Origin of the sequence: Microbacterium hibisci (assembly GCF_015278255.1) — a bacterium.
Taxonomy (GTDB): domain Bacteria; phylum Actinomycetota; class Actinomycetes; order Actinomycetales; family Microbacteriaceae; genus Microbacterium; species Microbacterium hibisci.
Map to the genome: position 1 here is coordinate 192,468 of NZ_JADIJC010000007.1, position 21,075 is coordinate 213,542.

The 21,075-nt window shown below is 73.3% G+C and carries 9 protein-coding genes; all 9 read left to right on the forward strand.

Annotated elements, in window-relative coordinates; all coding sequences use genetic code 11:
• Nucleotides 1-192: 192 nt before the first annotated feature.
• The 9 genes from IM770_RS14175 to IM770_RS14215 all read left to right on the forward strand — a co-directional run bounded on the left by IM770_RS14175 (nucleotide 193) and on the right by IM770_RS14215 (nucleotide 20,921).
• Complete coding sequence (locus IM770_RS14175; protein ID WP_203581798.1) at nucleotides 193-1,335, forward strand: serine/threonine-protein kinase; 1,143 nt, start codon at nucleotides 193-195, stop codon at nucleotides 1,333-1,335.
• Nucleotides 1,335-7,568 carry an Ig-like domain-containing protein gene (locus IM770_RS14180; protein ID WP_239066240.1) on the forward strand — a complete coding sequence of 2,078 codons (6,234 nt, stop codon included), beginning with the start codon at nucleotides 1,335-1,337 and terminating at the stop codon, nucleotides 7,566-7,568. Before IM770_RS14175 ends, IM770_RS14180 begins: the two co-directional genes overlap by 1 nt.
• 62 nt (nucleotides 7,569-7,630) lie before the next feature.
• A complete protein-coding gene (locus IM770_RS14185) occupies nucleotides 7,631-8,596 on the forward strand; it encodes an AAA family ATPase (protein ID WP_203581799.1) in 966 nt (321 codons plus the stop codon).
• A complete protein-coding gene (locus tag IM770_RS14190) occupies nucleotides 8,593-10,002 on the forward strand; it encodes a DUF58 domain-containing protein (protein WP_203581800.1) in 1,410 nt (469 codons plus the stop codon). The genes IM770_RS14185 and IM770_RS14190 overlap by 4 nt, the downstream gene beginning before the upstream one ends.
• On the forward strand, nucleotides 9,999-12,554 hold the full coding sequence (locus tag IM770_RS14195) for a transglutaminase domain-containing protein (RefSeq protein WP_203581801.1): 2,556 nt from the start codon (nucleotides 9,999-10,001) through the stop codon (nucleotides 12,552-12,554). Before IM770_RS14190 ends, IM770_RS14195 begins: the two co-directional genes overlap by 4 nt.
• Complete coding sequence (locus IM770_RS14200) at nucleotides 12,551-14,149, forward strand: DUF5684 domain-containing protein (protein ID WP_203581802.1); 1,599 nt, start codon at nucleotides 12,551-12,553, stop codon at nucleotides 14,147-14,149. Before IM770_RS14195 ends, IM770_RS14200 begins: the two co-directional genes overlap by 4 nt.
• The gene (locus IM770_RS14205) at nucleotides 14,146-15,027 is read left to right on the forward strand and encodes a hypothetical protein (protein WP_203581803.1); all 882 of its coding nucleotides are present in this window, start codon (nucleotides 14,146-14,148) and stop codon (nucleotides 15,025-15,027) included. The genes IM770_RS14200 and IM770_RS14205 overlap by 4 nt, the downstream gene beginning before the upstream one ends.
• A gap of 15 nt (nucleotides 15,028-15,042) precedes the next feature.
• Entirely contained in the window at nucleotides 15,043-16,452 is a 1,410-nt protein-coding gene (locus tag IM770_RS14210; protein ID WP_203581804.1) for an RDD family protein, read from the forward strand.
• Nucleotides 16,449-20,921 carry a type VII secretion EssC family protein gene (locus tag IM770_RS14215; protein ID WP_203581805.1) on the forward strand — a complete coding sequence of 1,491 codons (4,473 nt, stop codon included), beginning with the start codon at nucleotides 16,449-16,451 and terminating at the stop codon, nucleotides 20,919-20,921. Before IM770_RS14210 ends, IM770_RS14215 begins: the two co-directional genes overlap by 4 nt.
• Nucleotides 20,922-21,075: the final 154 nt, after the last annotated feature.

Sequence of the window (21,075 nt, forward strand, 5' to 3'; positions counted from 1 at the left end):
TGCCGCGGCGCGGCGCGTCGGCTGACGGGCCGGGATCTCGGGCCCGCGGTGACCGCGGAGAACGGATGCGGTCGGCCGCCGTTTCCACAGGCGGCGGCACGGAACGCGAAGCTGGTTTTGCTAGCATGGCCAGGTTTGTTGCCGTTTCGACGGCGTACGTCGTGTCTTGGTAGCGGACTCTGGGGAGGTGTGGTGGCCACACGGCTTCCGTCGGCGCCTCCGATCCTTCCGGGCCTCGCCTACATCCGCCCCCTCGGGTCGGGCGGTTTCGCCGACGTCTTCCTCTACGAGCAGGACATGCCGCGCCGCAACGTGGCGGTCAAGGTCATGCCGAGCGACGTGCGCGACCCCGAGCTGCGGCGCATGTTCAACGCCGAGGCTGACGTGCTGGCGCACCTCTCGGCGCATCCCTCGATCGTGACGGTGTACCAGGCGAGCATCTCGGCCGACGGCCGCCCGTACATCGTCATGGAGTACTGCCCGGGCTCGCTGGCGCAGCGGTATCGCGTCGAGCGCATTCCCGTCGAGGAGGTGCTGGCGATCGGCGTGCGGATGGCGAGCGCGCTGGAGTCCGCGCACCGGGCCGGCCTCATCCATCGCGACGTCAAGCCGAGCAACATCCTCATCACCACGTTCGGCACGCCCGTGCTCGCCGACTTCGGCATCTCCGCGTCGCTGCAGCGCAAGAGCGGCGGCGAGGTGCTGGCGATGTCGATCCCGTGGAGCGCGCCCGAAGTCGTCGCCGAGCAGACCAGCGGCACCGTCGCGAGCGAGGTGTGGAGCCTCGGGGCGACGGTGTACTCGCTGCTGGCCGGGCACAGCCCGTTCGAGCGGCGCGAGCGCGGGCAGAACACCAAAGACCTCCTGCGCCGGCGGATCGCGCGCGCCACCTATGTCGAGATCCCGCGCACCGACGTGCCGGCGTCACTGCAGGTCGTCCTGTCGACCGCGATGAGCCGCGACCCCGCCCGCCGCTACGACTCGGCCCGCGCACTGGGCGAGGCGCTGCGGGCGGTGCAGTCCGAACTCGGCCTCTCGCCGACGCCGCTCGAGATCCCCGACGACGAGTGGTCTCCGGCATCCGCCCCCGTGGACTTCTCCGACTCGGCCCTTCGCGGCCCGGCGCGCTCGCACATCGAGCGCGACCTGACCCGGCGCAAGTCTCGCGCCGGCACGGGGGTCGCCGCCCTCGCCCGTGACGAAGACACCGAGATCTCGGCGCCCTCCCGCCGTCGCCACGGCAGCGCGCTGCCGTGGGTCATCGGCATCGCCGCCGGACTGGTGGCGGGCGCTGCGGCCGTCGTGGTGACGCTGTTCGCCGCCGGGGTGCTGTGATGGCACGCGGCGATCAGTCCACCGCGCGGACCACCGCGCCTCTGCGACGCGGCACGATCGCCGGGCTCGTCGCGGCCGGCGCCGTCATCGCCACGGTGATCGGGATCAGCGTCGTGTGGCCGGGACTCGACGCCCAGGAGACCCCCGACGTCGACGCCGCGGTCTGGGCGCTCCAGACCGGCGACGGCCGCCGCTACGCCCGCGTGAACACGTCGGTCGGCGAGCTCGACACCGTACGCAGCATCAGCAACCCCGACCAGGTCGTGCAGACCGGCGATGCCGCGTACCTCTTCAGCGACAGCTACAGCACGCTCACCCGCATCGACTCCGCGATGCCGGCCGACCTCGACGAAGAGGCGCTGGAGTCCTCGCAGAAGACGCCGGCCGGCACCACCGAGGCGGTCACCGCCGGTGACTACGTCGCCTACCTGACGGACTCCGGGGCGGTGTTCGCCGGACGCCTCTCGACCGGCTCGTCGTCGCAGCTCGATCCGTTCCGATCCGAGGACGACGAGGACGCGCCGCAGTACACCGCCGAGGCGATCGCGGTCGACCGGCGCGGCATGCTCTTCGCCTACTCCCGCGCGGACGGCTCGGTGCTGCGCTACGACATCGGCGAGGCCGACGTCCGCGGCCGTGACGCCCTCGACGCCGACGGGCTCGATGCGCCGGCCATCACCGCCGCGGGCGACACATGGGCCGTCGTCGACACCGATGACGGAGACGTGTGGCTGCGGGGACAGGATGCCTCGACCCAGGCTGCGACCACCAGCAGCGTCGTGGTCGGCACGCCCGATCCGGCCGGCTCGTCCGTCTACCTCGCCGATGACACCGGGCTCGTGCGCGTGGCCGCCGACGGCTCGGGGATCGAGAACGTCGTGGGGGAGCGCAACGGCGCCGTCCTCGGCACGCCTGCGCAGCCGATCACGCACGCGGGCACGACCTACGCGGCGTGGCTCGGCCAGGGCGATACCGGCGGGCAGCTGTGGCGTTCGAACGGGGAGCGGGTCGCGCTCGACTACGGCGACGAGACGATCGCCGATGAGCGGCGGCCGGTGTTCGTCGCGAGCGCCTCGTCGGTCATCCTCAACGAGACGCGCTCGGGATGGGCGTGGTCGGTGCCCGACGGCACCCTCATCACGTCGAGCCAGGACTGGAGTCTCGACGACCGCACCGACCCCGACGCCGTGCCCAGCGAGGAGCAGCTGCAGGTCGTGCTCGACCCGAAGCCGCCGATCGCCGAGCCCGACGCGTTCGGCGTGCGCGCCGGCGCGCTCGCGACGCTGCCGGTGCTGCTGAACGACCACGACCCCAACGAGGACGTGCTGACCGTCGACCCGGAGTCCGTCACCGGCCTCGACCCTGCCTTCGGCGTGGTCTCGGTGACCGACGACGACCAGCGGCTCGCGGTGCGGGTGCAGCCCGGCGCCACGGGCTCGGCGACGTTCTCGTACGCGGTCAGCGACGGCACCGCTGCCGACGGACTGCTCTCGGAGCCCGCGACGGTCACGCTCACGGTGGCGGGCGCGGGCGCCGACTCGGCGCCGGAGTGGTGCGGCGTGGAGCGCTGCCTCGTCGAATGGCCGCAGCCGGAGGTCGCCCGCGGCGGCACGGTCACGGTTCCCGTGCTCCCAGGCTGGGTCGATCCCGAGGGCGATCCGCTGCTCCTCCTCGCCGTCGAGAACGTCACCGGACAGGGCAGCGTCGCCGCGACGCCCGGCGGCGACGTGGTCTACCAGCACAGCGACAGCGGCGACGGCGGCGAGGAGCTCATCGACCTCGCCGTGACCGTCGCCGACACGCAGGGACAGACGGCGGTGAAGTCGCTGGTGGTGAAGGTGTCGCCGCAGCCGCAGCTGGCCGCGCAGTCCTTCGCCGTCACCGACACCGTCGCCTCGGGCATCACCATCGACGTCGCCGACCACGTGACCGGCACGGCCGGCACGCTGTCGCTCGACTCGGTGCGGGTGCTCGACGACGCCGCGGCGACGGCGACCGTGGTCGGCGGGTCGACGTCGTTCGACTTCTCGGCGCAGAACCCGGGTACGTTCCGCGTGGACTTCACCGTCACCGACGGCACGACCGACGCGACCGGCACCGCGCGGATCACCCTGCTGCCCGCCGACGCACCCGCTCAGCTCGCCACCTCTCCGGTCGTGGCCTTCGTGCACCCGCAGCAGGACGCGACGCTCGAGATCTTCGACGCGGTGTCGAACCCCACCCGACGGGTGCTCCTGCTGAGCGACGTCGTCGCGAGGGCGGATGCCGGGGCGACGCTGTCCGTCGACGCGGTCGGCCAGAACCACCTGCGCGTGTCGGGTACGACCGCCGACGGCGCGGCCGGTCGGCTGGGCACCGTCTCGTACATCGTGAGCGACGGCACGGAGGACGCCGGTTCGAGCGTCGAGGGCGAGGCGACCGTCTACCTGCTGCCGCCGGCGCCCGAGCTCGCACCGATCGCCGTCGACGACACCGTCGTGGTGCGCGCGGGCGCCCAGATCGACATCCCGGTCCTCGACAACGACATCTCGCCGTCGGGCGGCCGGCCGACGCTCAATCCCGAGTCGGTGCGATCGTCGTCGGATGCCGCGCTGGCGTTCGCCTCCGGCGATCTGCTGCGCTACCTCGCGCCCGACGAGCCCGGCGAGTACGGCATCGAGTACTCGGTCTTCACCACCGGCGCACCCGCGCTGGCCGACACCGCCATGGTGCGCCTGCGCGTCATCGACGACGACGCGAACCGGGCGCCGGCCGCCGACACGCTCGAGGGCCGCGTGCTGAGCGGCCAGTCCGCGATCATCGAGTTCGACGGATTCGGCTCCGATCCCGACGGCGACGTGGTGACGCTCGACCGCATCGTCGACCAGCCCGCACGCGGCGCGGCCACGATCACCGCCGACGGCGCGGCGATCATGTACACGAGCGTGCCGGGCGACAGCGGGCAGCAGTCCTTCCGGTACCGGGTGGTCGACGCGTTCGGCGAGACCGCGGAGGGCACGGTGCGCGTGGGGGTGCTCGACAGCGAGGCCAACCCCAGCCCCGTCACGTTCACCGACTACGTGCAGGTGCAGGCGGGCGAGAGCAACACGATCCGTGTGAGCCCGCTGTCGAACGACGTCGACCCCACGATGGGCGAGCTCGCGGTCACCGACATCCGTCCGGACGTGCCCGCGACGCTCGTCGACGGCAGCGAGAATCCCGAGTACGCGCGCCTCGACGGGCACATCGTCGAGGCCGACGGCGCGACCGTGCGCATCGCCGCCGGTGACGCACCGGGGACGATGTCGTTCCTCTACGACGTCGAATCCTCGTCGGGCAACACCGGCCGCGGTCTCATCGTGGTCCGGGTGGTGCGCGAGAGCGTGCCCGACTACCCCGTGGTGGCCGACACGATCCTCACCGTCGAGACCCGCGACGACTTCGTGCGCGGCGTGGACGTGCTGGCCGGCAAGGTCACCTGGTCGGGCGGCGATGTCGACGATCTCGAGCTGTCGCTGTGGGGCGAACCGGCCGGCGTCTCGGTGCAGGGCTCGTCGCTGCGCGGCGAACTCCCCGAGAAGACGCGGCTCATCCCCTTCGCGGTGACGAGCACGGGCTCGCCGGACGAGGAGGAGGTCACCTCGTACGGCTTCCTCCGCGTGCCCGGCGACGACGACCTCGCGCTGACGCTCCGCGCCGGTGCCGAATCCCCCGAGGTCACCGAGCAGGAGTCGACCACCTTCGACATGGCGGACCTGGTGGCGCGTCCCAAGGGCGCGCGGCTGGAGGTCGGCGCCGAGGTCAAGGCGTCGGGCGCCCGACCCGAGGCGGTGTGCGCGGTCGAGTCCGGCCCGACGGTGCGCTACGACGCCGGCACCGGGGCCCCGTGGGTCGACGCGTGCCAGGTGCCGGTCCGCCTCGACGGGAAGACCGACTGGACCTACCTGTCCGTGCCGATCACGGTGAACCCCCGCGACCCTCAGCCCGAGCTGCGTCCGGCGTCGATCACGGTCGGCCCGGGCGAGACGACGACCTACGACCTCAAGACCATGACGACGTGGCAGCTGCGCGAGGACTGGGACGGCATCGCCTACGCGACCGAGCACTCCGGCGCCGCGTTCGAGGTCGGGCAGAACGGCTCGACGCTCACCGTGACCGGTGCCGATCGTGCGGTCCCGGGCTCGGAGGAGGTCGTGATGGTCTCGGTGACCAGCCACCCCGCCGTGGCGCCGGCGCGCCTCATCCTGCGCGTCGGCGCGGCGCCGTCGACCCTGCCGCAGGGCGGCACGGTGACCGCGCAGTGCACGCAGGCGTCGGGCTCGTCGTGCGGCATCCCGGTGATCGGCGCCGGCGGCGAGGTCAACCCGCTGCCGGGGACGCCGCTCGAGCTCGTCGACGTGCGATCCACCGGCGCGTGCGTGGGCGTCAGCTTCGCGGCGGCCTCGGCGACCTCCGTCACCGCCTCGTGGACGGGCGACGCCCCCGGCGCGACGTGCACCGCGTCGTTCTCGGTGCGCGATGCCCAGGGCCGCATCACCAACTCCGAGCGCGACGGCCGTGTGCTCCTCGATCTGCTCGGCTACCCGAAGGCGCCCGCGAGCGTGTCGCAGATCGCGTACGCGAACGGCACCGCGACGCTGCGCGTCGACCCCGGCGAGGCGCGGCAGGCGTACCCGGGGCTGACGGGCTTCGTCCTGCGCTGGAACGGGCAGGAGGTCGCGCGGTGCGCGGCCGACGGCGTGTGCCCGGCGATCCCGGCGCCGAACGGCGAGCAGCGCACGTACGAGGCGTGGGCCGTCAACGCCGTCGGCGAGTCCAAGTCGAGCGTGCGCACCGTGGCGTGGGCGTACGACGCGCCGCCGGCGCCGCAGAGCGTCACGGCCGTGCCGGTCGTGACCGGCGACGGCCAGGGCGGCATCGTGTCGATCGTGATCGACGGCGTCGACACCGGATCGACCGGCAGCCTCGAGATCAAGAGCGACACCGGCGAGACGGTGCGCGTGCCGGTGAACGGGAACCGTCCGACGGTCGACGTGCCGTGGTACCGCGTGGGCACGAACGACGCGACCCTCGTGACGGTGACGCCGTTCTCGCGCTTCGAGCTGCCGCCGGGCCTCGCGGGCAGCTCGTCGGGTCGCAGCACCACGGTGCAGACGAACGGCGTCGGCAGCCCGCAGTCGCCCGACCTCACGCTGAGCTCCTCGTCCAACGGCGACGGCACTTCGACGATCACGGCATCGGCGTCGGCGGTGCCCAACGGGACCGGATCGACACTCCGCTACGGCATCGTCGCCGACGGCGAGCGCTGCGTGACCGGCGGGGGCCCGACGGCATCCTTCGTCGTGGAGGACGGTCGCGAGTACACCTACCGCATGTGCGTCGAGTCGTACTGGGGACAGGGCGACCGGGCGTACGGACGCGCCGAGACCACCGAGAGCGTGCGTGCCCGCCAGTCCGGCAAGAACCCGCAGAACTGGACGTTCGTGGTGGATGCCTCGCCGAACGTCGATGAGAACGCACAGCGCGCCGCGTGGGTCATCCGCGCCGAGCCGACGACGACCGAGAGGATTCCGCGCAACAACCACGTCGAGTGGAGCGGCTGGGGCCCCGGCACCGGCGTGATCGGGCAGGATCCCGGCATCCAGGTGCGCTACGTGCACGACTGGTGGCCCGAGGCGACGGGCTGGTCGACGGTCACCCCGCGTGCGGGCAGCGCCCCCTATCAGGTGCAGGCGAACTGGGCGATCACGTCGTGCGTGGGCGGCAGCAAGCTGACCATGAAGGGCTCGTCGTCCAGCGCTCCCAACGGCACGGTCGCGAAGATCACGTTCGACACCTCGGCCACGCGCTACTTCAGCCGCAACGGCCGCGACATCACCGATACCGCCGACCGCACGATCGTGCCGGCCGGCACGGTGCGCGTCGAAGGCGTCAAGGTGATCGTCGACTGGAGCGCCCAGGGCTGGGGGCTGTCGTCGGCGCAGGCCACGATCCCCGCCGTCACCAGCTGCACCTCCAACGACCCGCTGCCCTCCGGCGTGGTCGCCGGTTCGCCCGGATACTTCACGCCCGACTACGCGCGGCTGCCCGGCAACCTGAACGAGCTGCGGAGCCTCGGCGCGCTCGGCCAGACCGCCGCGTGGACGACCGGCCAGTACGTCGCGCTCGGTGACGGCAGCGAGGCGCACTGGAACGGCACGGCCTGGCAGAGCGGCCGAGCCCCCGCCCCGCCCCCGCCGGCGACGACCCCCTGATCCGCGCGGCACGGGCCGCCGGCATCCGTCCCCCACTTCCTCCCCCGACCCCAAGGAACGACATGACCATCACGCAGGAGCAGGCCGACTGGTTTGCGCAGACGTTCGGCCAGATCGCCGACAACGTCGAGCGCGCCGTGCTCGGCAAGCGCCACGTCGTGGAGCTCGTCCTCACCGCGATGCTCAGCGACGGGCATGTGCTGCTCGAGGACGTGCCCGGCACCGGCAAGACGTCGCTCGCGCGCGCGATGGGGCAGTCGGTGCAGGGCACCAACACCCGCATCCAGTTCACGCCCGACCTGCTGCCGAGCGACATCACCGGCCTCAGCGTCTACGACCAGAAGGAGGGGGTCTTCGAGTTCCACGCCGGACCGATCTTCGCGAACATCGTGCTCGCCGACGAGATCAACCGCGCGAGCCCGAAGACCCAGTCCGCCCTGCTGGAGGTCATGGAGGAGGGGCGCGTCACGATCGACGGCGTCTCGCGCGAGGTCGGGGTGCCGTTCCTCGTGCTCGCGACCCAGAACCCGGTCGAGCAGGCGGGCACCTACCGCCTGCCCGAGGCGCAGCTCGACCGCTTCATGATGCGCACGTCGCTCGGCTACCCCGACCACGCCGCGACCGTGCGCATCCTCGACGGCGCGGCGGTGGCGACCGCCGACCTGTCGCCGATCATCACGCCGCAGGCCCTCGTCGGCATGGCGGACCTCGCCGCCCAGGTGTACGTCGACGCCCTCGTGCTCGACTACATCGCGCGGCTCGTGGAGGGCACACGCACGACCGACGAGGTGCGGCTCGGCGTCAGCATCCGCGGCGCGCTCGCCCTGACCAAGGCGGTGCGCACGCGCGCCGCGTCGCAGGGCCGCACCTACGCGACCCCCGACGACGTCAAGGCGCTCGCGGTGCCCGTGCTCTCGCACCGCCTCATCCTCCACCCCGAGGCCGAGTTCGACGGCGTCACGCAGGAGACCGTCGTCGGCCAGGTGCTGCTCGACGTGGCACCGCCGTCCAGGCGCGAGGCGGTATGAGCACAGCCGAGCGCCGGCGCGGATCGACGGGCATCTTCGAATCGCGCCTCACCCGCACCGTCCAGTCCACCGGTACGGCCGGACGCACGCACCTGACCGCCACGGCGACGAGCGTCGGCTCGTCGCGCCGCAGTCGGGCGTTCGTGCGCGCCGCCGTGTGGTGGAGCGGGGTGTGGCGTGCGCTCGGCACCGGCATCACGACCGCCGCGGAGTGGGCGGGCCGCACGATCCGGCCCGCGGGCACGCTGGTCGCCGTGGCGGCGACCATCGGGCTCGTGCTGGGGATCGTCTTCGGCTGGGTCGAGTTCATGGTCGCGGGCGCGGCATCCCTCGTCCTCCTCGTCGCCGCCGTGCCGTTCCTCTTCGGCGCCCGCGCCTACGACGTCGACCTCACGCTCACGCACGAGCGCATCGTCGCCGGGGACGGCGTCGACGGCCGCATCGTGGTGCGCAACGACGGGCACCGCCTGGCGCTGCCGGGTCGTATCGACATCCCCGTCGGGCAGGGCCTCGTCGAGTTCGGCGTGCCGCTGCTGCGCCCGGGTCACGTCGTCGAGCAGCCGCTCGACATCCCGGGCCTGCGCCGCGGCATCGTCACCGTCGGCCCCGCGACCACGGTGCGCAGCGACCCGATCGGCCTGCTGCGACGCGAGCACTCGTTCCCCGACGTCCACGAACTGTACGTGCACCCGCGCACCACGTCGCTGCCGACCACGAGCGCGGGCCTCATCCGCGACCTCGAGGGCAGCCCCACCCGGCGCCTCGTCGACGCCGACATGTCGTTCCACGCGATCCGCGAGTACGCTCCCGGCGACTCGCGGCGGCAGATCCACTGGCGCTCGACGGCCAAGACCGGCCGGCTCATGGTCCGGCAGTACGAGGAGTCCCGGCGCTCGCGCATGGCGGTCGTGCTCGCGGTCGCCGAAGCGGAGTACGCCGACGCCGACGAGTTCGAACTGGCCGTCTCGTGCGCCGCGTCGCTGGGTCTGCGCGCCGTGCACGACGCACGTGACGTGCAGATCGTGACCGGCTCCGAGATCCCCCGGGTCGTCCGGGGACGCCTGCGCGCGATCCGCCACATCCCGTCCGCGGCGCCCCGGCCGATGCTCGACGGCTTCAGCGGGGTCGAGCTGCTCGAGAGCACCATGCCGGTCGGCGAGGTGTGCAAGCTCGCCGCCGAGTCGGGTGAGCGGCTGTCGATCGCGTTCGTGGTCGTGGGCTCCCGCGTGCCGCTGACGCGGCTGCAGCAGGCGGCGCTGGCCTTCCCCGCCGACACCACCGTGGTCGGACTCATCTGCGACGAGCGCGCCCACCCGCGCATGCAGCCGCTGTCGGGCATGACGGTGCTCACGGTCGGCACCCTCGACGACCTCTCCGGCCTCCTGCTGAGGGGGGCGACGACGTGAGCGCCGCTCCGGCACAGAAGAGGACGGATGCCGCGGCCCGCGGCACGACCGATGCGCCCGTGCGCGTCCCCCGTATCGAGCCCCGCATCTGGGCGGGCGCCGCACTCGCGCTCGTGATCGCGGCCATCGCGGCCGTGGCCGCGTGGCCCATCTACCGTTCGGGCAGCTTCCTGCTGCTGGTCGGCGTCGGCACCCTCGTCGGCGGCGCGGTCGCGACCATCGCGTGGTGGCGGCGCTGGAACGGCTGGATCGTCGCGGGCGTGCTCGCGGCGGCGGTGCTCGTGCTCGGCATCCCGCTCGCCGTCCCCTCGCGGCTCGGCCCCGTGGACGAGCTGCTGCGCGGCCTCGGCGAACTGACGAGCGGTCTCGTGTTCGGGTGGAAGGACCTCATCACCGTCGAGCTGCCGGTCGGGTCGTACCGCAACCTGCTGGTGCCCGCGCTCGTGGTGTTCCTGATCGGGACCTGCGTCGTGCTGCTGCTCGCGTGGCGCGACGGCCGCTCCGCCTATGCGGCGGTGCCGGTGGCCCTCGGCATGGTGACGTTCGGGCTGTTCTTCGGGCGCACGACGGTCAGCGCGCCGCTCGAGCTCGGATCCGTCGTGCTGTACGCGCCGATCGAGACGGCCGTGGGAGCGGCCGCCCTGATCACGTGCCTGCTGTGGCTGGCCTGGCGCACGCACGATGAGCGCGTGCGCGCGCTGCAGCGGGCGGCGGCGTCCAGCGGCGTGCGGATGTCGCGCACGCCTTCGCGCGCCGACCGCAGACGCACCGCCCTGGGTGCGGGCATGGTGGTCGGTGCCCTTGTGATCGCGGTCGCGGTGGTGCCGTTCGCCGCCCGCGGCGCCGAGCGCGAGGTGCTGCGCTCCGCCGTCGGGCCCGACATCGACCTCTCGGCCGAGGTGAGCCCGCTGTCGCAGTACCGCGGCCTGTTCGCCGACGACCGCGCCGAAGAGGTGCTGTTCCGCGTCGGACCGGTCTCCGGAGGGTCGGCGACCGCCGCCCTGCCCGAGCGCGTGCGGATCGCCACGCTCGACTCCTACGACGGCGAGGTCTATCGCTCCGGGGGAGAGGGCGCCGTGGACGCGGGCCGTTTCGTCCGCGTGCCCTCGGCGCTCGACGCGGGCGAAGGCTCCCCGGTCGAGGCACGGATCGAGATCGACGCGTGGGACGGCATCTGGATGCCGACGGCAGGCCGCCTCGCCGCGGTCGAGTTCGCCGGCGACCGGTCGGCGTCGCTCGCGGACCGCTTCTATTACAACGCCGCGGCGTCGGCGGGCGTGCAGACGGCAGGCGGAGGGCTCGAGGCGGGCGACAGCTACGTCGTGCGGGGCGTCGAGCCCGAGTCCGGCGACCTCGCAGGGCTCGAGCCGCCGGGGAGCCCGGGGGGTGTCGCCGCGCCCGACAGCCTCCGCACCTGGATGGATCAGCACACCACCGGAACGGGCGGCGCCGCCCTGGCCGGCATGGTGTCGCTGCTGCGCGAGCGCGGCTACCTCAGCCACGGGCTCGACGAGGGCGACGGCGACGCGGCGTGGGTCGCAGCCCTGCCCGACTACGCGTTCCAGCCGAGCGCCTCGGGGCACTCGCTGGCCCGCGTCGACACCATGTTCTCGCGTCTGCTCGAGCGCGAGACCGACCCGCGCGCCGAGGCGTCCGGCAACTACGTCGCCGCCATCGGCGACGACGAGCAGTTCGCCGTCGCCGTGGCCCTCATGGCGCGAGAGCTGGGCTTCCCCTCGCGCGTCGTGCTGGGCGCGCGCCTGACCTCGGCCGAGCGCGGCCTCGCCGTGTGCGACGACGGCGCGTGCGGTGCGCAGGACCTCACGGCCTGGACCGAGGTGCAGTCGGCCGGCGGTCAGTGGCTCGCGGTCGACGTCACGCCGCAGTACGCCGAGTCGCCGAGCCTCGACGTCACGGAGCAGCGCGACCCGGAGAACGTCACGGAGGTGCGCCCAGAGTCCGTCGAGGAGGTCGTGCCGCCGGATCCCACGCAGGAGGACTCCGCCGAGGATCGCGCGCCCGAGGAGGAGAGCGGCGTCGACCTCGCATGGCTGTGGCCGCTGCTGCGGACCGGCGGCATCGTCCTGCTCGTGCTGGTCCTGGCGCTCGGGCCGTTCGTCATCGTGCTCGGCACCAAGGCTGCGCGCCGTCGCTCGCGTCGACGCGGCGGGACGCCGGCCACACGCATCGCGGGCGGCTGGGACGAGTACGTCGACGCGGCCGTCGACAGCGGCCGCGCCGCACCCCGCACGCTCACCCGCAGCGAGCTCGCCGCGTCGTTCGACACCGCCGCGGGGGCGACCCTGGCGCGAGACGCCGATCGCGCGGTGTTCTCGCACGGCGACCTGTCTGCCGATGACGCGCGGAGCTACTGGCAGACCGTCGACGCCGAGCGCCGCGCCCTCCGGCGCGGACGCGGGTTCTGGCGCGGGGCGCTCGCGACCGTATCTTTGAGATCGTTGTTCCGTCCACTGGCGCCCGAATCGGGCGGCCGCACGCGACTCGCCGAGAGGGGGAGACGACGGGCCGAGCCCGCGCGTCCCATGCCATGAACGCCACCGATGCCACCGCGGCCGTCTTCGGCTCGCTGATCAGCCTGCTGCTGTCCGTGGGCCTGTACGTCTGGATCGCGCTCGCGCTGTCGGCGGTCTTCCGCAAGTCGGGCGTCGAGCCGTGGAAGGCGTGGGTGCCGATCCTCAACGCGGTGGTCGTGCTGCAGCTCGCCGGGCTCTCGCCGTGGCTGCTGCTGCTGGGACTCGTCCCCGTCGTGAACATCGCGCTGCTCGTGGTCTTCGTGATCGCGATCCACCGGATCAATGTCGCCTTCGGCCTCGGTGTGGGCATGACTGTGCTGGGCGTCCTCCTGTTCCCGGTCTGGGCGTCGCTCGTCGGCTGGGGGAGTGCGCGCTGGATCGGACGGGAGACGGATGCCGGAGCCCGGCGCACCTCCGCCGAAGCAGCCGCCGGTCTGCCCCCGCTGCCGCCCTTCCCCACTCCGACCTCGCGTTCCGGGGAGCCCGTGGTGTTCCCGCCTGTCGCACCGGGTGCCGGCAGCGGCTTCGCGCCGCCGTCCGCCTACGCCCCGGCCGCGGGCGCCGTCGCCGGACCTCCGCCCGGGGTCCAGGGCTTCGCGCCGACGACGGCGCCTCGGCCCGTCGCCCCGGTCTCGAGCGCTCCCGACCAGTCCGCTCCCGGGGCGGCCGCACCGAGCGCCCCCGTCGCGCCCGTCGGGCCGGTTCCGGGCGCGCCCGTGGACGGTCTCGCGGCGGTCGCGCCTCCGGTGGGCGGGTGGACGCCCCCGCCGCTTCCCGGCCGCCCCGTCGCTGCGGCGCCCGGCGCGACCGACGCACCCGCCGACGCCGCCGACCCGTGGCAGGGCTTCGCGCTGGACGCCACCGAGCTGAGCGGCGAGGTCACCGGTGCCGTGTCGGGTGCGCCCGCCCCGATCTCGGCCGTTCCCGAGGCGCCCGCCGCCCCGGTGCCGCCCGCGCCCATCACATCCGCGCCGCTCGCCGATGACGAGCCCTACGCCGCACCGGAGGCGGCGACGACGAGCGAGGGCATCACGCGCCCGCCCGTCACCCGCGTGCCGGCGGCCGCCGCCGACGACGATCGCGAGCCGTGGGCGCCCGCACGCTCCCCGATGAGCGAGTCGGACGCCTTCCCCGAGGCTTCGGGGCCGGTCTCGGCCATCGCGGGCGCACCCGATGCCGGAGCGCCGCGCTCTGCGCGCTCGTCGGTGTCGGCCTTCCACACCAAGCCCGAGATCCCCGACGAGCAGGACGTGCTCGACGAGACGATCATCGCGCGCCGGAAGCGCACCGACTGGACGCTCCTGCCGCCGACCGGCGACCCGGTCGCGCTGTCGGCCGAGGTCGTCATCCTCGGCCGTCGCCCCGCCGGCGACCCCGAGTTCCCGGGCGCCCAGCTGGTGTCGATCTCGGATGGGACCGTATCGAAGACCCACGCACGTCTCCAGCTGCGCGACGACCGCTGGTACGTCACCGATCTCGATTCCACGAACGGCGTGCTGTTCGCCACTGTGCTGGGCACCGAGGTCGAGGCTCCTCCGGGCGAAGAGGTCGAGGCCGGTGACCGGTTCCTGCTCGGAGACGCCGAGGTCCGGCTGCAGCGGAGCGACGGGTGATCGATCCCGACGACGAGCTGACGCACCGCGCGACGCCGTCCGGCGCCGACGACGTGCCGGACGACGCGACGGTGCTCTCGCTGCGCCGGTCTCCCGCGCCCGCGCCCGACGTCGACGAGGCCACGGTGCTGTCGTCGCGGCGCGCGGCGGTCGGCGAGCCGGAGCCTGCCGTGGACGAGGCGACCGTGCTGTCGAGGCGCCGGTCTCCCGCGCCCGCGCCCGACGTCGACGAGGCCACGGTGCTGTCGTCGCGGCGCGCGGCGGTCGGCGAGCCGGAGCCTGCCGTGGACGAGGCCACCGTGCTGTCGTCGCGACGGTCGGTGCCGCCCGACGACGCGACCGTGCTGTCCACCAGGCGTGCGGCCGGAACCGCGCCGGCGGCTGAGCCCGAGATCGACGAGCAGACGTTCCTCGCGCCGTCCCGGCGCACCGCCGAGCCACCCGCCGAGGATCTCGACGCGACCTCGATCGCCGGCCGCCGCCCCACGGCGGCCGAGCCGTTCGCGAGCGCGCCCTCCTCGTCCGTCACCCGCACCGAGAGCGGGACGACCATGGAGGAGCGCACCGACGAGACGATGCTGCGCTCGGTCCGCCGCGCGGCGCCCACGGCCCCGCCGGAGGCAGCCGACGCCGCCGCGGTGCGCCGCACCGCCTACCTTCCCGGTGGGGAGCGTGACATCCGGCCGCCTCGCACGAGCGGCCCGACGATGGCCGTGCGGACGCCGGTCGCCCCGCCCCCGTCCGCGACGCCGCCGCCCGCCCTCGACGCACCCGCGTCGCGTCGCCGCCGCTACCGCCGCCGAGTGCTGATCGTCGCCGCCGTGATCGTCGCCTCGGTCGTCGTCGCCGTCGCCGCGCTGGTGCTGCTGCTGACCTGATCCTCGAGGAAGCCGATGACCCTCCCCGCATCCGTCCCCCCTCCCGCCCCGGATTCCAGCCCCGAAGCCGCCGCTGCTCTCGGGATCGTGCCGGCCGCCACCGGCATCCGGTCGCTCGCGTTCGCCATCGACGCGGCCATCTGGCTGCTCCTGGCCTCGCCCGCCGTCATCGGCGCCGTCATGATCGCGCTCGGCGACACGTCGTTCGTGGGGCCGCTGCTGATCGTCATCGGCGCGGCGCTGCCGCTGCTGTTCGGTCTGTTGCAGCTCGTGCTGCACGGGCGGCGCGGCGTCACCGCGGGCAAGGCGGCGATGCGACTGCGTTCCATCGACGTGGACGACTTCGGACGCGTCGGCTTCTGGCGCGTCGTGCTGCGGATCCTCGTGCTGTGGGCGAGCGGGATCGTGCCGCTCGTCGGACCGGCGCTCATGTTCGCGTCCGGCGTGTGGGATCCGCAGGACCGGGGGCGCAGCATCCTGGATCGCGTCGGCCGCTGCTGGGTGATCGACGCCCGCGCCGGACTCGACCCGTTCGACGCCAAGGCGCTGCGCCACGCACGCCGCGCCGCCGCCGGCCGACCGGATCAGAGCGAAGAGCTGCCCTCGATGGCCAGCGACGCCGACGCCGCCGTCGCGCTGCGCATCCCGGGCGCGCGCTCGCGCGCCGGGGTGGTCGGTCCCGGCAGCACCGGCGCCCAGTGGGAGGGTCCCGCCGACGGAGTGGACGCGAGCGTCATCGCGCAGGTGCCGGGCGGCGCCGCGACCGCGCACGCCGCCACCGGCCTCGTGACCGGGGCACCCGGCATCTCGGCCGCCGCACCGGCACCCGCCGCGCCGGCTGCCGCCCCCGCGCACGCTCCCGCCCCCGCCCCCGCCCACGCTCCCGCCCCAGCGACGCCCGCCGCCCAGCCACCCGCCGCAGCGCCCATGCCGGCCCCGGCCCAGCCGGTACCGGCAGCGGCCCCGCCCGCCGCAGCCCCGCTGTCGGCATCGGCTTCCGGCGCAACTGCAGCGGCCGCCGGACCTGCGCCCGTCGTGCAGTCGTCGCCGGGCACCGGTCCGTCACCGGTCGGCTCGCGGCGTGCGCAGGCGATGATCCGCTTCGACGACGGCTCGATCGTGCGCGTGCCCGGGCGCGGCCTCATCGGCCGCGACCCGGAGCCGGCGCAGGGGGAGCAGGTCGAGGCGCTCGTGCGCCTCGAAGACCCGCAGCGGCTCATGTCGAAGACCCACGCGGCGTTCGGGCAGGACGCCGACGGCCTGTGGGTGGTCGACCGCGGCTCGCGCAACGGCACGCAGCTCGTGTCGCCGGGCGGTGACGTCGTCGACGTGCCGGCAGATCAGGCGGCCCGTGTGCCGCTCGGCTGGTCGGTCCAAGTGGGCGGCAGGTCGTTCGAACTCGTGGCGAGAGGTGCCGATTCGTGAAGCTGAAGCTGAGCCTGCGTCGTGGCGTGGGATCGACCGTCGACGTGCTGGTGACCGCCGACGCGACGGCCACCGTGCAGGACGTCGCCCGCGCCCTCGCCGACGGCGATGCCCTCGCGGCACCGGGCGGCGTCAACGCGAGCGAGGTTCCGACGCTTCTCGTCGCCTCGCCCGCGGGACAGCCGGTGCACCTGGCCCCCTCCATGCCCATCGCCGATGCGCCCATCGGCTCGGGATTCGACGCGTCCGTCGTCCCGGCGCTCGCGACGGGGGCGGATGCCGCCACCGCGGCGGTCATGCGCATCCACAACGGACCCGACGCCGGCCGCACGATCCCGCTGCCGGCAGGTTCGAGCATCATCGGCCGGGTCGCGCCGGCGCAGGTGCTGCTGAACGACGCGCAGGTCTCGAAGCGCCACGCGCGCGTCGACGTCGATCAGGGCATCGACCTGATCGACCTGAACTCGGCCAACGGCCTCATCGTCGACGGCGGCCTCGTGCAGCGCGTGCGCGTGCTGCCGGGCCAGCGCATCACCATCGGCGCGACCGAGGTGTCGTTCGCCCTCGCCCCGCGCCCGCAGACCGACGACTCGCTCGTGCTCGAGCGCGGCGGCGCGCTGATGTTCAACCGTTCTCCGCGCGTGGAGGACCGCTACACGGGCCGCGAGTTCCGGCATCCGATCATCCCGAACGAAGCCGACCCGCGGATCTTCCCGTGGCCGATGATCATGGCGCCGGTGCTCCTCGGCTTCGCGATGTTCGGGATCACGCAGCGTCCCACCTCGCTGCTCATCGTGTTCATGGCCCCTCTCATGATGCTCGGCAACTTCATCGGCCAGCGCACGCAGCAGGGCAAGAAGCTCGCACTCGAGATCGACACCTTCGAGACGCAGATCGACGAGCTCGAGGAGCAGCTCGAGAACGAGGAGCAGCGGGAGCGGGAGCGGCGACGCGCCGAGGCGCCGGCGACGGCGACCATCTACGAGAACGCGATGTCGCTCGGTCCGCTGCTGTGGACCCGCCGCCCCGAGCACTGGAACTTCCTGGGTCTGCGCCTGGGCGTCGGCACGGCCGACAGCCGCAACACGGTGCAGGAGCCCAACGACCAGCGCGGCATCGCCCAGTACGCGCAGCAGGTGCGCGTGCTGCGCGACCGGTTCGCGCAGATCGACGACGTGCCCGCGATCGAGCTGCTGCCCTCGGCCGGCGCGATCGGCATCGCCGGACCGCGCGAGCTCGCCGCCGACGTGGTGCGCGGCCTCGGCGTGCAGCTGTTCGGCCTGCACGCGCCGAACGAGGTCGTCACAGCCGCGATCATCGACCCGGCCTGGACCGGCGACATGGAGTGGATGAAGTGGCTGCCTCACACCACGAGTCCGCGCTCGCCCTTCGCCGAGATGGCGCTGGCCGACAGCCAGTCCGCCGGCACCGCTCTGCTCAACGGGCTGGAGGAGGCCATCCTCGAGCGACTGTCGGGCTCGGCGACGCGCCGCGGCCCGGTATCGGAGAGCGAGACCTCGATGGCGCTCGGCAAGTCCGTCGGCGAGGGGCGCGACAACACGTCCGTACCGGACGTGTCGCTCGTGCTCTTCGTGACGCACGATGCGCCGGTGGACCGTCCTCGGCTCACGCAGGTCATCGAACGCGGACCGGATGCCGGGGTCTACACGATCTTCGTCGCCCCCACCGTGGAGTCGCTGCCGGCCGCCTGCCGCACGTTCATCGACGTCTCCGGCGGCCTCGACGACGCGATGGTCGGCTGGGTGCGTGCCGGGCACCGGGCGCGGACCGTGCAGATCGAAGGCGTGTCGCGCGGCTACGCCGAGATCTTCGCCAAGCGCCTGGCTCCCGTCGTGGACTCCAGCTCGGTCGCCGCCGACTCGTCCGACCTGCCGGCGAGCGTGTCGATGCTGCGCCTCATCGGCACCGACATGGCCGCAGAGCCGCAGGCGGCGGTCGAGCGCTGGCGGCAGAACAACTCGATCCTCGACCGAAGCCGCGGACCTCGCCCACGCCTCAAGCGCGCCGGAACCCTCAAGGCCTACATCGGGCAGGGGAGCCCCGACGCGATGTCGCTCGACCTGCGGACGCAGGGCCCGCACGCCCTGGTCGGCGGGACCACCGGCTCGGGCAAGTCCGAGTTCCTGCAGGCCTGGGTGCTGGGCATGGCCGCCGAGTACAGTCCCGACCGCGTGACGTTCCTGTTCGTGGACTACAAGGGCGGCTCGGCCTTCGCGGACTGCGTGGAGCTGCCGCACACCGTGGGTCTGGTGACAGACCTGTCGCCGCACCTGGTGCGGCGCGCGCTCACCAGCCTGAGGGCGGAGCTGCACCACCGCGAGCACCTCTTCAACCGCAAGAAGGCGAAGGACCTGCTCGAGCTCGAGAAGCGCCAGGACCCGGATACGCCGCCGGCGCTCATCCTCGTCATCGACGAGTTCGCGGCGCTCGCGACCGAGGTGCCGGAGTTCGTGGACGGCGTCGTCGACATCGCCCAGCGGGGCCGGTCTCTCGGCATCCACCTCATCATGGCGACGCAGCGGCCGGCCGGCGTCATCAAAGACAACCTGCGCGCCAACACGAACCTGCGCGTCGCGCTGCGCATGGCAGACGCCGCGGACTCGAACGACGTCGTGGGCGACGTGGTCGCCTCGACGTTCGACCCGTCACTGCCGGGCCGCGGCATCGCCAAGACGGGTCCCGGTCGCCTCGTGCCGTTCCAGTCCGGCTACGCCGGCGGCTGGACGACCGACGAGCCCGACCGTGCACAGGTGCGCGTGGCCGAACTCCGGTTCGGGTCGGTGACGCTGTGGGAGAGCGACGCAGAGGGCGAGTCCGACACGCACGACGAGGACCTCGGGCCCAACGACCAGAAGCGGCTCGTCGCGAACCTGGTCGCGGCAGCCGCCGACGCCGGCATCCCCGCTCCTCGACGGCCGTGGCTCGACGACCTCGCCACCACGATCGACCTGCGCGATCTGCCGATGGAGGGCGACGGACGCATCCCCCTCGGCCTGGCCGACATCCCCCAGCGCCAGCTGCAGGAGGCGGTGTTCTTCACGCCCGACACCGACGGCCACATGCTCGTGTACGGCACGAGCGGCGCCGGCAAGTCGGCCGCTCTGCGCACGGTGGGCATCGCGGCGGGCGCCCGCCCCGAGGCCGGACGCGTCGCGGTGTACGGCATCGACTTCGGGACCGGGGCGCTCCGCTCGCTCGAGACGATGCCCCACGTCGGATCGGTCGTCGCGGGCGACGACGTCGAGCGTGTGCAGCGACTGCTGCGCACGATGCGGCAGATGCTCGACGACCGCGGCAAGCGGTACTCCGAGGTCAACGCGGCGTCGCTGAGCGAATACCGCAGCATCACCGGGGACTTCTCCGAGCCGCGTGTGATCCTCCTGCTCGACGGCTTCGGCGTCTTCAAGCAGGACTGGGAGACGACTTCCGCCCGCGCCTCCTACTACGCCATCTTCATGCGCATCCTCGGTGAGGGCCGTCCGCTCGGCATCCACGTCGTCGCAACGGCCGACCGCTACGGCGCCGTGCCCACCGCGGTGAGCGCGAACGTCACCAAGCGGATCGTGCTGCGCATGTCGGACGAGGGCGCGTACTCCATCCTCGGCGTGCCGAAGGACGTGCTCAACGAGCGCAGCGTGCCGGGTCGCGCCATCGTCGACGGCCTCGAGACGCAGATCGCCGTCCTGGGCGGCACCACCAACGTCGCCGAGCAGAACGCCGCCGGCGAGCAGTTCGCCGCCGCCCTTCGGGCGGCCGGCGCGGTGGAGGCGCGCAACATCGGCTCGCTCCCGACCGAACTGGATGCCGCCTCGCTGCCCGACCGCGCCGACGAGATGCCCGTTCTCGGCATCGGCGACGACACGCTCGGCCCCAAGGGCTTCGAGCCGGTCGGCACGTTCGTGGTGGCAGGTCCGCCGCAGTCGGGCAAGACGACCGCGGTGCGCGGCATCGTGGACGCGCTCGTGCGCTTCGATCCGGCGGTGGAGCTGTTCCACTTCGGCGGGCGACGTGCCGTGCTGCGCGAGGAGCGGCCATGGCGCCGCAGCGCGATCGGCATCGAGGATGTGCGCGCGCTCGCCAAGGAGCTCAAGGAGATCGTCGCCGACGACACGGTGCCCAGCCGCATCGCGATCGTCGTCGAGAATCTCACCGAGTTCGGCGACACCGACGCCGAGCGGCCTCTCAAGGAGCTCTTCCAGGCCGTCAACCGCAGCGATCACTTCCTCGTGGCCGACGGCGACGTGACGCAGCTCTCCAGCGGCTACGGCCTCGTGGGCGAGCTCAAGGCCGGCCGGCACGGCATCGCGCTGCGCCCGGAGAGCTACGACGGCGAGTCCCTCTTCAAGGTGCCCTTCCCCAAGGTGCAGCGCCACGAGTTCCCGCCGGGACGAGGCCTCTTCGTCGAGAACGGGCGCTTCGTCACGGTGCAGCTGCCGCTGGTCGGGTGACACGGACGGGTCGGTCCGCCTGTTTTGTCCATATGGGGAATGGTCCCCATCGTGGGGGCGTGGCGGGTGGCGCTAGCCTGCGGGAGGACCTGATCGGGTCCGCTGGTTTCGAAGGGATGGATCATGGCTGATTTCAAGGCGTCGTATGGCGAGA

What these genes read in the sequence shown, in the direction of transcription:
- IM770_RS14200 (WP_203581802.1), top strand. Translation starts at nt 12,551, where the DNA reads ATGAACGCCACCGATGCCACCGCGGCCGTCTTCGGCTCGCTGATCAGC.
- IM770_RS14190 (WP_203581800.1), top strand. Translation starts at nt 8,593, where the DNA reads ATGAGCACAGCCGAGCGCCGGCGCGGATCGACGGGCATCTTCGAATCG.
- IM770_RS14180 (WP_239066240.1), top strand. Translation starts at nt 1,335, where the DNA reads ATGGCACGCGGCGATCAGTCCACCGCGCGGACCACCGCGCCTCTGCGA.
- IM770_RS14210 (WP_203581804.1), top strand. Translation starts at nt 15,043, where the DNA reads ATGACCCTCCCCGCATCCGTCCCCCCTCCCGCCCCGGATTCCAGCCCC.
- IM770_RS14185 (WP_203581799.1), top strand. Translation starts at nt 7,631, where the DNA reads ATGACCATCACGCAGGAGCAGGCCGACTGGTTTGCGCAGACGTTCGGC.